The organism is Actinomadura sp. NAK00032, assembly GCF_013364275.1.
Lineage (GTDB): Bacteria > Actinomycetota > Actinomycetes > Streptosporangiales > Streptosporangiaceae > Spirillospora.
This window is the reverse complement of sequence record NZ_CP054932.1, coordinates 7850123-7865885: the sequence shown is the minus strand read 5'-3', so window position 1 is coordinate 7865885 and position 15763 is coordinate 7850123. Positions and strand designations below refer to the sequence as shown.

Below are 15763 nucleotides of genomic sequence, written 5' to 3'. Positions count from 1 at the left end.
CGTGAGCACGTTCACCTGAGTGGACGCTCCGGCGCTGACTCGTCCTCGGCGGACCGGGTCGGCGACCGGCAAGCGCGGCCACGCAGCGATGCGCGGCCGGGGACCGGCGCCCACGCCGCACGCCCCGGACGCGCAGGCGGCGGGCCGCGCCAGCGGCGCGAGCGCCGCCGCACCTTGGCCGGCAAGGTAGAGCCCCGGGTTCCGCGCAGGAGCTCTTCTGCTAGGGGTGACCTGCACCGCCGGGACGCATCCGTGCAGAGGGTATGCGGGTGTATTGCCTGTTCGACATTCGTCAGTGGACGCCTTGGGGCTGCTCGATCCCTTGAAGCATGTCGATCCAGCCGTCATGTTGGACGACGATGACGCGTCCCGTGATCGGGGAGACCACTACGGTGTCGCCGGCTACGAGCGGCTCACCGATCAGGTCGGGGTAGGTCGCTGCGAACTCGTCCAAGCGCTCATCGGCCACGAAGAAGGGGCCCGCGCCGGTGCTGAAGCGTGACGATGATCAGGAGGCCGGTCACGCGGGGCCGGCAGTACTCCAGGAACGCGGCGGTGACCTCGTCGGGATCGCGGTCGTCGATCCGGAAGCTCTGCCATCGGTTCACGGAAAGGCCGGGTATCTGATCTGGTGTGAAGTCGGTCGCGCCAGCGATGACGCGGCTCAGCACGGCGGTGGCCAGGCTCCAGTTCGGGTGGCGTCGCACGCTCCTGATCTTCCCCGCTTGCCGGACCGCTGCGTTCCGCCGGCCCCTTGACCGACGCTTGGTTGCAAGCACCTCGCGCATTGCTTGGGTGACCTGGGCGGACGGGCTCAATCCCGTCCCGCGTACGCCCCGTGAACGGCGGCAAACAGCGGCTGCCGGTGACATACGGCTGCATACACAAAATCCCAGGGGCGGGCGTTGTGCCTGGTCACCGGGTTTTAGTCGATCGTTCCACGTGCCCCTGCAGGATTCGAACCTGCGCACACGGCTCGGAGGGCGCTGACCCGTCCTGGTTGGATCTAGGCGCTGACCTGCGCCTGAACAGTGCCTCCTGGCTACTGTGCCATGCGCCGTTCCGCGCATGTTCCGTACCTTGAGTCCTGAGCTTCTATGGGCCGGGCTGTGGTCGCTAGCCTGCGGCAGGTGACGCAAAGCAACATGCTTGACCGCATGGGGGATCTTCCAAGCCGTTGGGTGCGAATCGTTGATGACGCTGAGCGGCGTAGGTTGGAAGAAGAGTTGATCAGGGAGTGCGGGAGCGCGAAACATCCGTTGTACGGCGTTGAGGCCCAGGCCGTTGCCCGTTGCGGTGTTTGTGACGACGTTCTGTACGGGTTGCCTGGCGCTGACCGCTGGGCGGCCGTCCACCTGACGTGGGCACGTTCACCTGAGACTGACCCAAGCTGGCCTTCGTGCGATTTGCTCGATGACTGGATGGCCGTAACTGATGAACTCCTCGGCAGGGGCCACTGACTGAGGGGTTCGAACCCCGCGCGACGCGCACGCTGCCTGAGCTTCCCGTCTCCTGTCGTCCCGCGCTCCGCAACAGACGAACGGACCTGTCCGGAGGGTGCTCCCGCGCGAACGGCGCGCAACCCCTGACAGACCGATCCGTGCGGGAGTGCCCTCCGGCTCCAGGAGGGGTCTGGGGAACCACGGGGTTCCCCAGTAGCACACGCTCAACTGATCTTCCGGCAACCTCTCCTGACGACTCCAACGGCGCTCGGCCACAGTCACGCCCCTGCGGTGAGCGGTCGGGGCGGGGCGGGCGTGCGTGGCACGGTGCGGCCGTCCGGTGACCGGCGCCCACGCCGTACGCTCCGGGCTCGTTCGACCTTCGGGCAACTGCCCCTTCATGCCGCACCTACGAACTGCGAGTCTCGGGGGATGTATGACTGGAACAACGTCGGTGACCCCATCCCTGCCCTGGATGGCTTTGCCGTAGACGACAGGGCGGCGGGGGAGGACTCCACGGTGGTATCCGTAGGTACCGTCATCGGACGCGACATGATCCAGATTGCAGCCTGGGACGATGGTGTTTGCCTCGACGTGGCCCTACTGCTTGACCTTCCGAACGCGCGGGCGCTTCGTGATCGACTGACTCAAGCGATCCAGGCCATAGAAGCCGGGAGCATGCATGGCGGCGGCGCGACCAGGTGACCGCCGGCGACTGGCGGACGGGGCGGCGGTGGCAGGATGCGCGGCCCGGCGCGGCCGTCCGATGACCGGCGCCCACGCCGCACGCTCCGGGCGGCCTGGCGCGGGGCCGCGCAGCGGCCTGAGCGCCGCCGCCCCTTGAAGCCGGAGTACTACCGGCGTCGCTGGCGCGGCTTCTACGGTGCGCTCAAGTATGCCGCCCGTGAGAAACAGCTTTCAGCAGATCCCCTCGATGGGGCCAGCGATCGCGACTGGAAACCGCCCGAAGTGGTCCACGCGGTCGACCGGCGGCGCGTCCCCAACCCGAAGCAAGTCGGCGCGCTTCTGGAGGCCGTCCGCAAAGTCGGCAGGACGCAGGGCCCTCGCCTCGTCGCCGTCTTCGGCTGCATGTACTACGGCATGCTCCGGCCGTCCGAAGCGGTCAACGTCCGTAAGGACGACTGCACCTTGCCCGCGTCCGGCTGGGGTCTGCTGGAGGTCCGCGAGGTGAAGTCGGCGGCCGGTAAGCAGTGGACGGACGATGGCGACGTTCACGAGACGCGCGGGCTCAAGGGGCGGCCGGTCGACACTGTTCGTCCCGTCCCGATTCCGCCGGAACTGGTCGAGCTGCTCCGCGCGCACTTGGACGAGTACGGCCCAAGGCCGGACGGCTGGCTGTTCCGCACCTACAAGGACGGCGTCTATCAACCCTCCACGCTCTGGCGGGTCCTGGACATGGCGCGCGGCAAGGCATTCACGGCGACACAGGCCAAGACTCCACTCGCGCGCAAGCCGTACGACTTCCGGCACGCGGGGGTCTCGTGGCGGCTCAACTCCGGCGTCCCGCCTACGCAGGTCGCCGAGTGGGCCGGACACAGTGTCGAGGTGGTCTTGAAGATCTACGCCAAGGTCATAGCCGGTCAGGACCGCGTATGGGAGGGGCTCATAGACGACGCCCTCGGCGACTGACGCCCGGAACACAAATGGAACGCGCGCTGTGGCATACGGCGTCCCACGGTGGCATCTGATGTCACATGGCCCATGAACGACAGAAGCCGGTTTCCGCTGGTCAAGGGCGGGAACCGGCTGATCGTTTGTAGGTGCCCCCTGCAGGATTCGAACCTGCGCACACGGCTCCGGAGGCCGTTGCTCTATCCCCTGAGCTAAGGGGGCCCTGCGCCGTTGGTGGCGCGGTAGAAGGTTACCAGGGTTGGCGGGGTGGCGCGCACGTGGGATTTCGCCGTGCGTGCGGGGGAGGAGTGGGCTAACTTCGAGCCGTGACCGAGCCACTGGGACGCGTGCTGGTCGTCGATGATGACGAGGTGATCCGCCAGCTCATCGCCGTGAACCTGCAACTGGAGGGGTTCGAGGTGTCGACCGCGGTGGACGGTCAGGACTGCCTGGAGAAGGTGGGCGAGGTCCGGCCGGACGTGATCACGCTGGATGTGATGATGCCGCGGCTGGACGGGTGGGTGACCGCGGTGAAGCTGCGGGAGGACCCCGGGACCGCGCACATCCGGGTCGTGATGATCACGGCGCGGGCGCAGGAGCACGATGTGCGGCGGGGGCATGAGATCGGTGTCGACGCGTACGTGACCAAGCCGTTCGACCCGAACCAGCTGATCCAGACGGTGCGGAAACTCGCGGCTGTGTCCAGATAGTGGTCGGATAGTCTCACCAGGGTGACTCCAGGCGATGCCCTCGTGCGTGCGGTGCGGGACGCCGTGGCGGACGGGGAGATCGATGTCGCCGTGCCGGAGAGCGTGGTGGTCTTCGGGCGCGGGCGCGGGGTGTTCGAGAGCCCGGTGGCGCTGCGGCTCGGTGTTGATCCCGAGGTGATCGCGCGGCGGGTCGGGGGCACTGTTCGCGGCGGGTTTGTCAGGGTTGTCCTGACGGCGGGGGAGCTGGTGGAGCGGATTCTGCGTGATCCTCGTTACGGCGTCGCGCGGGTGCCGGGGGGTGTGTGGGACGAGTGGCCCCGGACGTGGGAGAACCCTGGGTTTTCGGTCCGTCTTGCCTATGCGCGGGCCTGTTGGGTGGAGCGGTGGGGTGAGAGCGCGCCGTTTCAGGGCGGGGAGTTGGAGTCCGAGCTCGTGTGGGCCATGGGGGACGTGCCGGGGCGGGCGGAACAGGCGGAGCGGGAACGGGATGCCAGGCCGCTGATGTTGTGTTTGGAGAGAGTGGCCGAGGCGTACCACGAGGTGCACGAGCACCGTCCTGAGAAACGGGCGGGCTTGGCGCGGGCGGTGAAGGTCGTCCTCGGCAACGGGCTGAACATGATCGGTGAAACCCCTAGAGAGCGGATATGAGTCGAGTACACCCTGCTGGGCCGAGGCATGCCGATGTGCTGCCGGAGGACCATCCTGCCGGGCCGGCGGAGGATCTGAACGCCCTGGAGGCCGCGGTGTGGCCGCGCGGCGCTCGCCGGGAGGACGGCGTCCTGACGGTGGGCGGCGTCGATGTGCGGGACCTGGCCAAGGAGTACGGGACGCCTCTGTACGTCTATGACGAGGAGGACGTGCGGAGCCGGGCCAGGGAGTATGCGGCGGCGTTCCATGACGGGGAGGTCCACTACGCGGGCAAGGCCTTCCTGTGCACTGCGGTCGCGCGGTGGCTGAAGGAGGAGGGCCTGGGGCTCGACGTGTGCAGCGGGGGTGAGCTTGCCGTGGCTCTTGCGGCGGACTTCCCTACCGAGCGCATCACCCTGCACGGGAGCAACAAGGCCAAGTGGGAGCTGCGGGAGGCCCTTGAGGCCGGCGTCGGACGGATCGTGCTGGATTCGTTCGAGGAGATAGCGCGGCTGGGGTATCTCGCCCAGCAGATGGGTGTCCGGCCCAAGGTGATGGTGCGCGTCACCACGGGTGTTGAGGCGCACACCCATGAGTTCATCGCGACCGCTCATGACGACCAGAAGTTCGGGTTCTCAAGGAGTTCTGGGGCCGCGCTGGAGGCCGTCCGGCGGGTCCTGGAGCTGAAGCAGCTGGAGCTGGTCGGGCTGCACAGTCATATCGGGTCGCAGATCTTCGAGGTGGACGGGTTCGAGGTCGCCGCGCACCGGCTGGCGGAGCTGCTGGTGGCGATCCGGGACGAGCACGGGATCGAGCTTCCGGAGCTCGACCTGGGCGGCGGTTACGGGATCGCGTACGTGCCGGGCGAGGAGCCGCACGACCCCAAGTCGATCGCGGACGGGCTCCGCGACATCGTGGCGAGGGAGTGCAAGGCGTACGACCTGGCGATGCCGCGGCTGACCGTGGAGCCGGGACGGGCGATCATCGGGCCGGGCGGCGTCACGGTGTACGAGGTCGGCACGGTGAAGGACGTCGAGGGCCTGCGCACCTATGTCTCGGTGGACGGCGGCATGAGCGACAACCTGCGCACGGCGCTGTACGGCGCCGAGTACACCGGCGTGCTGGCGAGCAGGTCGTCGGATGCGGCGCCCATGCTCAGTAGGCTTGTCGGCAAGCACTGCGAGAGCGGCGACATTGTGGTGCGGGACCTGTGGTTCCCCGAAGATCTTGCGGCGGGGGACCTGGTGGCGGTGGCGGCGACCGGTGCGTACTGTCGGTCGATGGCCAGCAACTACAACCACGTCCCGAAGCCCGCCGTCGTGGCGGTGAGGGACGGCAGGTCGCGCGTGATCGTCCGCCGGGAGAGCGCGGCGGACCTGCTGCGGCTCGATGCGGAGGTCGAAGCGTGAAACCCGGACTGCGCGTGGCGCTGCTCGGCTGCGGGGTGGTCGGCACGGAGGTCGTCCGGCTGCTGATCGAGCAGGCCGACGATCTGGCCGCGCGGGTGGGAGCGCCGCTGGAACTCGCCGGGATCGCCGTGCGCAGGCCGGACCGGGTGCGCGAGGGCGTGCCCAGGCAGCTGCTGACGACGGACGCCCAGGCCCTGGTGACCAGGGACGACGTCGACATCGTCATCGAGGTCATCGGCGGCATAGAGCCGGCCAGGACGCTGATGCTGGAGGCGATGAAGTCCGGCAAGTCGGTGATCACGGCGAACAAGGCGCTGCTGGCCGAGGACGGCGCGACGCTGTTCGCGGCGGCCCGCGAGTACGGCGCCGACCTGTACTACGAGGCGTCGGTGGCGGGCGCGATCCCGCTGCTGCGGCCGCTGCGCGACTCGCTGGTCGGCGACCACGTGCACCGGGTCCTCGGCATCGTGAACGGCACCACGAACTACGTCCTCGACCAGATGGACACGCACGGCGCCGGTTTCAACGAGGCGCTGGAGGAGGCGCAGGCGCTCGGCTACGCGGAGGCCGATCCGACGGCCGATGTGGAGGGTTTCGACGCCGCGGCCAAGGCGGCGATCCTGGCGCAGCTGGCGTTCCATACGCCCGTGACGGCGGCGGACGTCCATCGTGAGGGCATCACTGAGGTGAGTGCCGCCGATGTAGCGGGCGCCAAGGGAATGGACTGCGTCGTCAAGCTCCTGGCCATCTGCGAGCGCATTCCTTCGACGGACGGCCGGAACGGTCGCGGTGTGTCCGTTCGCGTGTATCCGGCGATGATTCCCAGGTCCCATCCATTGGCGAGTGTGCGCGAGGCGTACAACGCGGTGTTCGTAGAGGCCCAGTCCGCCGGATCGCTCATGTTCTATGGCGCGGGTGCGGGTGGTGCTCCGACGGCGTCCGCGATCCTGGGCGACCTTGTCGCGGTGGCGCGGAACGTGGCCGGCGGTACACCGGGCCCTGTCGAGGTGACGTACGCGAAGCTTCCCGTACTGCCGATGGGCGAGACCGTCACGCGCTACTACATCCAGGTGGACGTGACCGACGAGGCCGGTGTCCTCGCCACGGTCGCGGAGGAGTTCGCCAGGCACGGGGTGTCGATCCAGGCCGTCCGGCAGGTCGGGCTGGGTGAGGAGGCCCAGCTCGTCGTGGTGACGCACCGCGCGCCGGACGCCGCCCTCACCGCGACGGTGGAGGGCCTGCGCGGGCTTGAGATCGTCCGGGCCGTGACCAGCGTGATGCGGGTCGAAGGCGAGGAGTGACGCCCCGGTCACCGGGCCGGTGGCACCCGCCCCGGGCCGCGAAGCGGTACGGGCGATCCCGGTAGACTCCGGGCAACATCCCAGGTCATTCAGGAGACCGACGTGAATCCGAACGCCCGCGCGTGGCGTGGCCTTATCGAGGAGTACCGCGACCGGCTGCCGGTGTCGGACCGGACCCCGGTCGTGACGCTGCTGGAGGGCGGCACCCCGCTGGTGCCCGCCCACCGGCTGTCCCAGCTGACCGGCTGCGAGGTGTTCCTCAAGGTCGAGGGCGCCAACCCGACCGGTTCGTTCAAGGACCGCGGCATGACGATGGCGATCAGCAAGGCCGCCGAGGACGGCGCCAAGGCGGTGATCTGCGCGTCCACCGGCAACACCTCGGCGTCCGCCGCCGCGTACGCGGTGCGGGCCGGGATGACCTGCGCGGTCCTCGTCCCGCAGGGCAAGATCGCGATGGGCAAGCTGGCCCAGGCGCTGGTGCACGGCGCGCGGCTCCTGCAGGTGGACGGCAACTTCGACGACTGCCTCGAACTGGCGCGCAAGCTGTCGGTCGACTACCCGGTGGCGCTGGTCAACTCGGTCAACAAGTACCGGCTGCAGGGCCAGAAGACGGCGGCGTTCGAGATCGTGGACGCGCTCGGCGACGCCCCCGACGTGCACTGCCTGCCCGTCGGCAACGCCGGCAACATCTCCGCGTACTGGATGGGCTACCAGGAGTACGCCGCCGGCGGGGAGGCGTCGAGGACGCCGCGCATGCTGGGCTTCCAGGCCAGCGGGGCGGCGCCGTTCGTGAAGGGCGAGCCCGTCCTGAAGCCGCAGACGATCGCGACCGCGATCCGCATCGGCAACCCCGCCTCCTGGGACCTGGCCGTCGCCGCGCGCGACGAGTCGGGCGGTGCGATCGACTCGGTCACCGACCGCCAGATCCTCGCCGCGTACCGGCTGCTCGCCCGCGAGGAGGGCGTCTTCGTCGAGCCCGCCTCCGCGGCGAGCGTCGCGGGCCTGCTGCAGGCGACCGAGCAGGGCGTCGTCGCCCCGGGCGCGAAGGTCGTCTGCACGGTGACCGGCAACGGCCTCAAGGACCCCGACTGGGCCATCTCCGGCGCCCCCGCGCCGACCACCATCAAGGTGGACGCGCACTCCGCCGCCTCCGAACTCGGCCTCACCTAAGTGGGGTGGACGGAGGGCCCGGTGCTGGTGCGGACGCCCGCGACCAGCGCGAACCTGGGCCCCGGCTTCGACACGCTCGGCCTCGCGCTCACCCTGCACGACGAGGTCGAGGTCGAGTTGACCGGCGGCGGGGTGGCCATCGAGGTGGACGGCGAGGGCGCGGAGGTCGCCGACCGCGGCGAGCGGCACCTCATCGTGAAGGTGCTGCGCCGCGCCTTCGACGTCCTCGATGACCTGGCCGGATCCGGCCCGTCCCGGCCGCCGGGGGTCCGGCTGCGCTGCCGCAACGCGATCCCGCACAGCCGCGGGCTCGGCTCGTCGTCGGCCGCGATCGTGGCGGCGATCGTCGCGGCCCGCGCGCTGCACCCGGCGGGGGCGCTGCTCGACGAGGGCGCCGCGCTGCGCCTCGCCACCGAGATCGAGGGGCATCCCGACAACGTCGCGCCGTGCCTCGCGGGCGGCCTGACCGTCGCCTGGACGACGCCGGCCGGGCCGCGGCTGGTCCGGCTGGAATCACAGGTCACCGAGGTCGTCGCGGTCGTTCCCGAGCAGCGGCTGGCGACCGAGCGGGCGCGCGGGCTGCTGCCGGAGGCCGTCCCGCACGGGGACGCCGCCGCGAACGCCGGGCGGGCCGCGCTGCTGGTCGCCGCGCTCACCGCGGGAATGGCGGAGGACGTCCTGCTGGACGCGACCGAGGACCGTCTCCACCAGGACTACCGCGCGCCGGCCATGCCCGAGTCCGCCGCACTGGTCAAGACCTTGCGGGACGCGGGCGTCCCGGCGGTGATTTCCGGGGCGGGTCCGACTGTCCTGGCCTTCACAAACGCATCCCGAGTTGATTCAGTAGTCCCCGAAGTGGGTAAAGGCTGGCACATACACCCGTTGGACGTCGCGACCCGCGGCGCACGCGTCATGACCGGAGAACACGAGGTCCGGGCCTGATCGCGGCGCCGGGGGCGGGGCCTTCGCGGCGCTCCGGCCGGTGCAGGTTCCGGCACGATCCCGCTAGGTAAAATGCGAAGACATCGACCTCTGGGGAATAGCAGTGTGCCCTGGTGATGTTAGGCTGAATGCCGCACCAGATGCCCCGTTCGGGGCAGCGTGCTCGTCAGCCGCGCGTCGCCTGTTCGGCCCTCCGGTCGTTTCGGTCCCGCGTACCAGGCTCCCCGACACCGTGATATCCCGTTGTCAGGCATTCCAGCGCAACAACTCAGGACGTGGCGGTACCGGGGACACGCACGAGCGGAACGTCCCGTCCATCATCTGGCTGTGCCCAGAACACGCCGATCCCGGTTCCATCGTGATCAGCGGAGCCCGTCCCGGCGCCCCCGCCGGGCCGCACCACCGGGTCGACTGGCCGAACGCCGGCCAACGCCCGCTCCCTGGGAAGGACCCTTAGTGAGCGAATCCAGCGAACTCCTTACGGACGCATCAAGCACGGGAACCGTGGCCGACGCCGCTCCGGCCGCCGCGGAGTCCGCCACCCCCCGGCGCCGCCGCTCGGGCACCGGCCTGTCGGCCATGGTGCTGCCCGAGCTCAAGGCGCTCGCGTCCAGCCTCGGCATCACCGGCGTGACCGGGATGCGCAAGAGCCAGCTCATCGCCGCCATCCAGGAGAAGCAGGGCGGCGGGGAGCAGGGCTCGGCGGGGGGCGAGCAGGGAGCCGCTGCCCCGGCGAAGACCGAGCGCCCCCGGCGGACCCGCACCGCGGCCGCCAAGCGCGAGGTCTCCGACGACCAGGTCACGATCTCCGACGCCGCGCCCGCGACCGAGCAGGCCCCGTCCGACAAGCAGGCCGACAAGCAGTCGGACAAGCAGAGCGACAAGCCGGCCGGCGAGGCCCCCGAGCGGGCCGCCGACAAGCCGGAGAAGGCCGAGAAGGCGGACCGGCAGGGCGGCCGCCAGCGCGGTGAGCGGCAGGACCGGGGGGCCGGTGAGGGACGCGGCGAGCGGCAGCACCGCGACCAGAACCGTGATCAGGGGCGCGAGCAGGGCCGCGACCAGAACGCCGAGGACGGCGAGTCCCAGGGCGGCCGCGACGGCGGGCGCGACCAGGGCCGCGACGGCCGCGAGGGCGGCGGACGCCAGCGGCAGCGCGGCGGCCGGGACCGCGGCGAGGGCCGCGACCGGGGCGAGCGCGGCGAGCGCGGTGACCGGGGCGAGCGGGGCGACCGCAATGACCGCGGCGAGCGGGGCGACCGCGGCGACCAGGGCGGCGGACGGCAGCGCGGCGGCCAGAACCAGGGCGGCGGCCAGCACGACGATGACGACGGCAGCGGCCGGGGCCGGCGCGGGCGCCGGTTCCGCGAGCGCAACCGGGGCCGCGGCCGCGAGCGCTACGAGGAGCCGGTGATCACCGAGGACGACGTCCTCATCCCGGTCGCGGGCATCCTCGACATCCTCGACAACTACGCCTTCGTCCGGACGACCGGCTACCTGCCCGGTCCGAACGACGTGTACGTGTCGCTGGCGCAGGTCCGCAAGAACGGCCTCCGCAAGGGCGACGTGATCACCGGTGCCGTCCGGCAGGCGCGCGAGGGCGAGCGGCGCGAGAAGTTCAACGCGCTGGTCCGCCTCGACACCGTCAACGGGATGGAGCCGGAGCAGGCCAAGGGCCGCGTCGACTTCACCAAGCTGACCCCGCTGTACCCGCAGGAGCGGCTGCGGCTGGAGTCCGACCCCGGCGTCCTGACCACGCGGATCATCGACCTGGTGTCGCCGATCGGCAAGGGCCAGCGCGGGCTGATCGTGTCGCCGCCGAAGGCCGGCAAGACCATGGTGCTCCAGGCGATCGCGAACGCGATCACCAAGAACAACCCGGAGTGCCACCTGATGGTCGTCCTGGTGGACGAGCGTCCGGAAGAGGTCACCGACATGCAGCGGACGGTGAAGGGCGAGGTCATCCACTCGACCTTCGACCGTCCCGCCGAGGACCACACCACGGTCGCGGAGCTGGCGATCGAGCGCGCCAAGCGGCTCGTCGAGCTGGGCCACGACGTCGTCGTGCTGCTCGACTCGATCACCCGCCTGGGCCGGGCCTACAACCTGGCGGCGCCGGCGTCCGGCCGGATCCTGTCCGGTGGTGTCGACTCGACGGCCCTGTACCCGCCGAAGCGGTTCTTCGGCGCGGCGCGCAACATCGAGAACGGCGGCTCGCTGACGATCCTCGCCACCGCGCTGGTGGAGACCGGGTCCCGCATGGACGAGGTCATCTTCGAGGAGTTCAAGGGCACCGGCAACATGGAGCTGAAGCTCAACCGGAGCCTGGCCGACAAGCGGATCTTCCCGGCGGTGGACGTCGACCAGTCCTCCACCCGCAAGGAGGAGATCCTGATGGCTCCGGAGGAGCTGCGGGTCGTCTGGCAGCTGCGCCGGGTGCTGCACGCGCTCGACACGCAGCAGGCGCTGGAGCTCCTCATCGAGAAGATGAAGGAGACCAAGTCCAACGCCGAGTTCCTGCTCCAGGTGCAGAAGACCACGGTCTCCGACGACCGCTGATCGCGCCCGGCGCGGGCCTGAGCGGGGCCTGATCGGGGCCTGATCCGGGGTCTGATCCGGGTCTGAGCACGCGTGGAACGCCCCCGTCCGGGAAACCGGGCGGGGGCGTTCCACGTTCGTCCGAGAAGCAGGCCAGGGCCCGTGGCGGCCGGCGTGGTGGGGTTAGCCCCACCCCCCATCCGCCGGTGCGCGTCATGGTCGCCGCGGCTCCGTCCCGGCACGCTGGGATCGTAGGTTGGGAACGGGCACGGAGGACGATGTGGGCGAGCTGAGCAGAGACCCCGGCGGCGGCGCCGTGGGATGGGCCGCGACACGGTGGGCCGCGGCGACGCGCGGCGGCGGGGACGCGCCGTCCGTCCTGAACCGCTCCTGGGCGCCGCTGGCGATGGCGCGGTCGTCGGTGACCTGGCGCTCCGCGCTCTACCTGGGCGTGAGCATGGCGTTCGGCCTCGGCTGGTTCATCACGCTCGTCGTCGGGCTGTCGCTGTCCCTCGGGCTGCTGATCATCTGGGTCGGGGTGCCGCTGCTGGCGCTGCTGATGGTCGCGTGGCGGTTCGGCGCGATGCTGGAGCGCCGCCTCGTCCGGGCGGCGTTCGGCGTCCGCGTCCCGGATCCGTACCGGCGGCTGCCGGAGACCCGCAATCCGCTGGCCAAGCTCAAGAGCATGGCGGGCGACCCGTGCACCTGGAAGGACCTCCTCTACCTCGGCCTCCTGTTCCCGGTCACGCTGGTGGAGTTCGTCGTGTCCGCGGCGGTCTGGGGCTCGACGGCGACGACGCTGGGGCTGCCGCTGATCGTGGCGGTGGACGGCGGCGCCGAGATCAACCTCGGGTTCGTCTCGTACTGGGCGGGCAACCCGCTGGAGGCCGTCCCGGTGATGGTCATCGGGCTGGTGTTCCTCACCCTGGCGATGTACGTGACGCGGGCGCTCGCGATCGGCCACACGGTGTTCGCCGCGCTGCTGCTCGGCCCGAGCCCCGCGCAGGCCGAGAACGTCGAGCTGCGCAGGCGTACCGAGCACCTCCAGGCCAGCCGTGCCCGCGGGGTGGACGCCGCCGAGTTCGAGCGGCGCCGCATCGAGCGCGACCTGCACGACGGCGCGCAGCAGCGGCTGCTGGCCGTCGCGATGGACATCGGGCGCGCCCGCGCCAAGCTCGACGAGGACCCCGAGGGCGCGCGGGCGCTGATCGAGCAGGCGCACGCCGGCACCAAGGAGGCCATCACCGAGCTGCGCGACCTGGCCCGCGGCATCTACCCGGCGATCCTCACCGACCGCGGCCTGGACCCGGCGCTGTCGGGCCTCGCGGCCCGCGCCCCGGTGCCCGTCCAGGTGACCGTCGACCTGCCGGAGCGCCCGCCGGCGGCGGTCGAGAGCATCGCCTACTTCATCGTCGCCGAGTCGCTGGCGAACGTCGCGAAGTACGCCCGCGCGACGCAGGTGTCGGTCCGGGTGGCCCGCGACGACCGCTGGGTGGTCGTCGAGGTGATCGACAACGGGGTGGGCGGCGCGACCGCCCGCCGCGGCGGCGGCCTCGCCGGGCTCGCCGACCGGGCCGCGACGATCGACGGGATGCTCATCGTGGACAGCCCGCCCGGCGGCCCCACGATCATCCGCGCGGACCTGCCCTGCACCTGGTGACGGCGCCCCCGGCGACCGCCGGCTCCTGGCTCGGCCCGCGGATCGGCGAGCCGGGCCGGGGGCACGATAATGGGGCGATGCGGGTAGTGATCGCCGAGGATTCGGTGCTGTTGCGGGAAGGGCTCGTCCGGCTGCTCGGCGACGCCGGGATCGAGACGGCGGCGACCGTCGGGGACGGCCCGGGGCTGCTCGGCATCGTCGAGGAGCACGCCCCCGACCTCGCCATCGTGGACGTCCGGATGCCGCCATCGTTCACCGACGAGGGGCTGCGCGCGGCGCTCGCCGTCCGGGAGCGGCGGCCGGGCACGCCGATCCTCGTCCTGTCGCAGTACGTGGAGGAGCGGTACGCGACGGACCTGATCGGCGGCGGCGCCGAGGGCGTCGGCTACCTGCTGAAGGAGCGGGTCGCGGACGTCGCCGAGTTCATCGACGCGGTACGCCGCATCGCGGCCGGCGGGACGGTGATCGACCCGGAGGTGATCGGCCAGCTGCTCGGCCGGCGCCGCAGCGACGACCCGCTGGAGTCGCTGACGCCGCGCGAGCGGGAGGTGCTCGGGCTGATGGCGCAGGGGCGCTCCAACGGGGCGATCGCGGCGGACCTCGTCGTCACCGAGGGCGCCGTGGAGAAGCACATTTCCAACATCTTCATGAAGCTGCACCTGCAGCCGGCGCAGGGCGGCCACCGCAGGGTGATGGCGGTCCTGGCCTATCTGGGACGCGCCGCCGGGTGACCGGGCCGCGCCTCCCGTCCAAGATCGGGAATGCCCGGTGACCTCGCCACGTTCGGGTATCTGGCACACTTGAGGTGCAACCGCTGCGGTACCGGTTCACGCCCCTCACATCTCCCATGGCCCGGCCATGCGAGCATGACGGGCGCCCGGCGACCGCCCGAGGCGAGGAGAACCCATGAAGCCCGACATCCACCCGAACTACGTCGTCACGACCGTGACGTGCACGTGCGGCAACACCTTCGAGACCCGCAGCACCGCCGAGAACGGCGTGATCCACGCGGACGTCTGCTCGAACTGCCACCCGTTCTACACGGGCAAGCAGAAGATCCTCGACACCGGCGGCCGGGTGGCGCGCTTCGAGCAGCGCTTCGGCAAGAAGAAGGCCGGCAAGTAGGGCGCCGCGCACATACCAGGAACGGCCCGGGGACACTCGCGGTCCCCGGGCCTTTCGAAGTCGGCAACCGGGGACGGCCGCCGTCTGCGGGCCGGGATCGGCCGCGGCGGCCACGCCGGCCGGAACGGGTCAGGACACAGCGTGAATCTCGACGATCTGATCAGCGAATACGCGGGCATCGAGGAACGGCTCGCCGACCCGTCCGTCCATGCCGACCAGGCGCTGGCGCGCAAGCTCGGCAAGCGGTACGCGGAGCTGCGGCCGATCGTCGAGACCCGGCGCGAGTTGGCGGCCACGCAGGACGACCTGGCCACCGCCCGCGAACTCGCCGGTGAGGACCCGGCGTTCGCCGCCGAGGCCGACGACCTCGACAAGCGTCGCGAAGACCTGGAGGAGCGGCTGCGCAGGCTGCTCGTCCCGCGCGACCCGAGCGACTCCAAGGACGTCATCCTGCAGGTGAAGGCCGGGGAGGGCGGCGAGGAGTCCGCGCTGTTCGCCGGCGACCTGCTGCGCATGTACCTGCGGTACGCCGAGCGCATCGGCTGGAAGACCGAGGTCATCGACTCGCACCCGTCCGACCTCGGCGGCTACAAGGACGTCACCGTCGCGGTGAAGGCCAAGGGCAACGCCGAGGAAGGCGTCTGGACGCGGCTGAAGTACGAGGGCGGCGTGCACCGCGTGCAGCGCGTGCCCGCGACCGAGTCGCAGGGCCGCATCCACACCAGCGCGGTCGGCGTCCTGGTGACCCCCGAGGCCGAGGACGTCGACGTCCAGATCGACCCGAACGACCTGCGCATCGACGTGTACCGGTCGTCCGGGCCGGGCGGGCAGAGCGTCAACACGACCGACTCCGCCGTCCGCATCACGCACCTGCCGACCGGCGTCGTCGTGTCCTGCCAGAACGAGAAGAGCCAGCTCCAGAACAAGGAGCAGGCACTGCGCATCCTGCGGTCGCGGCTGCTGGCGATGGCGCAGGAGGAGGCCGACGCCGCCGCGGCGGCCGAGCGCAAGAGCCAGGTCCGCACCGTCGACCGCTCCGAGCGGGTGCGCACCTACAACTACCCCGAGAACCGCATCTCCGACCACCGCGTCGGCTACAAGGCCTACAACCTCGACCAGGTGCTGGACGGGGACCTCCACAACGTCACGCAGGCGCTGGTCGACGCCGACATGGAACGACGACTGGCCGAAGCCCAAAAATCATGAGCGG

General features: G+C 70.8%; 15 protein-coding genes and 1 tRNA gene. 13 read left to right on the top strand and 3 right to left on the bottom strand.

Annotated elements, in window-relative coordinates:
- Window positions 1-292: 292 nt before the first annotated feature.
- Window positions 293-454 (bottom strand): hypothetical protein, encoded by a 162-nt coding sequence (locus HUT06_RS36095; RefSeq protein ID WP_176199808.1) that lies wholly within the window; start codon window positions 452-454, stop codon window positions 293-295.
- A gap of 4 nt (window positions 455-458) precedes the next feature.
- Entirely contained in the window at window positions 459-707 is a 249-nt protein-coding gene (locus HUT06_RS36090) for a hypothetical protein (RefSeq protein WP_176199807.1), read from the bottom strand.
- Window positions 708-1874: 1167 nt separating this feature from the next.
- Here HUT06_RS36090 and HUT06_RS36085 point away from each other — a divergent pair.
- Window positions 1875-2147, top strand: a complete 273-nt coding sequence (locus HUT06_RS36085) for a hypothetical protein (RefSeq protein WP_176199806.1) — start codon at window positions 1875-1877, stop codon at window positions 2145-2147.
- Between the two features lie 36 nt (window positions 2148-2183).
- On the top strand, window positions 2184-3092 hold the full coding sequence (locus HUT06_RS36080) for a tyrosine-type recombinase/integrase (protein WP_176199805.1): 909 nt from the start codon (window positions 2184-2186) through the stop codon (window positions 3090-3092).
- Between the two features lie 132 nt (window positions 3093-3224).
- On the opposite strand, the gene HUT06_RS36075 is transcribed toward HUT06_RS36080, so the two are convergent.
- Window positions 3225-3296, bottom strand: a tRNA-Arg gene (locus HUT06_RS36075).
- Between the two features lie 125 nt (window positions 3297-3421).
- Between HUT06_RS36075 and HUT06_RS36070 the strand changes: the two genes are divergently transcribed.
- The 11 genes from HUT06_RS36070 (at window position 3422) to prfA (ending at window position 15759) form a co-directional block, all read left to right on the top strand.
- Entirely contained in the window at window positions 3422-3784 is a 363-nt protein-coding gene (locus tag HUT06_RS36070; RefSeq protein WP_138635947.1) for a response regulator transcription factor, read from the top strand.
- A gap of 21 nt (window positions 3785-3805) precedes the next feature.
- Window positions 3806-4432: a hypothetical protein gene (locus HUT06_RS36065; RefSeq protein WP_176199804.1), complete on the top strand. Its 627-nt coding sequence runs from the start codon at window positions 3806-3808 to the stop codon at window positions 4430-4432.
- Window positions 4429-5820, top strand: a complete 1392-nt coding sequence (gene lysA / locus HUT06_RS36060; RefSeq protein ID WP_176199803.1) for a diaminopimelate decarboxylase — start codon at window positions 4429-4431, stop codon at window positions 5818-5820. Before HUT06_RS36065 ends, lysA begins: the two co-directional genes overlap by 4 nt.
- Window positions 5817-7121: a homoserine dehydrogenase gene (locus tag HUT06_RS36055; RefSeq protein ID WP_254715563.1), complete on the top strand. Its 1305-nt coding sequence runs from the start codon at window positions 5817-5819 to the stop codon at window positions 7119-7121. Before lysA ends, HUT06_RS36055 begins: the two co-directional genes overlap by 4 nt.
- A 102-nt stretch (window positions 7122-7223) precedes the next feature.
- Window positions 7224-8291 (top strand): threonine synthase, encoded by a 1068-nt coding sequence (thrC, locus tag HUT06_RS36050; protein WP_176199802.1) that lies wholly within the window; start codon window positions 7224-7226, stop codon window positions 8289-8291.
- Window positions 8292-8312: 21 nt separating this feature from the next.
- Window positions 8313-9233: a homoserine kinase gene (gene thrB, locus HUT06_RS36045; protein ID WP_254715562.1), complete on the top strand. Its 921-nt coding sequence runs from the start codon at window positions 8313-8315 to the stop codon at window positions 9231-9233.
- 456 nt (window positions 9234-9689) lie between these two features.
- Window positions 9690-11789 carry a transcription termination factor Rho gene (gene rho, locus HUT06_RS36040; RefSeq protein ID WP_176199800.1) on the top strand — a complete coding sequence of 700 codons (2100 nt, stop codon included), beginning with the start codon at window positions 9690-9692 and terminating at the stop codon, window positions 11787-11789.
- 259 nt (window positions 11790-12048) lie between these two features.
- The gene (locus HUT06_RS36035; protein ID WP_254715561.1) at window positions 12049-13428 is read left to right on the top strand and encodes a sensor domain-containing protein; all 1380 of its coding nucleotides are present in this window, start codon (window positions 12049-12051) and stop codon (window positions 13426-13428) included.
- Between the two features lie 77 nt (window positions 13429-13505).
- Entirely contained in the window at window positions 13506-14159 is a 654-nt protein-coding gene (locus tag HUT06_RS36030; protein ID WP_176199799.1) for a response regulator transcription factor, read from the top strand.
- A gap of 175 nt (window positions 14160-14334) precedes the next feature.
- Window positions 14335-14553, top strand: coding sequence for a 50S ribosomal protein L31 (gene rpmE / locus HUT06_RS36025; protein WP_021598595.1), 219 nt, complete (start codon window positions 14335-14337; stop codon window positions 14551-14553).
- Window positions 14554-14694: 141 nt separating this feature from the next.
- The gene (prfA, locus tag HUT06_RS36020) at window positions 14695-15759 is read left to right on the top strand and encodes a peptide chain release factor 1 (protein WP_176199798.1); all 1065 of its coding nucleotides are present in this window, start codon (window positions 14695-14697) and stop codon (window positions 15757-15759) included.
- The last annotated feature ends 4 nt before the right edge of the window (window positions 15760-15763 follow it).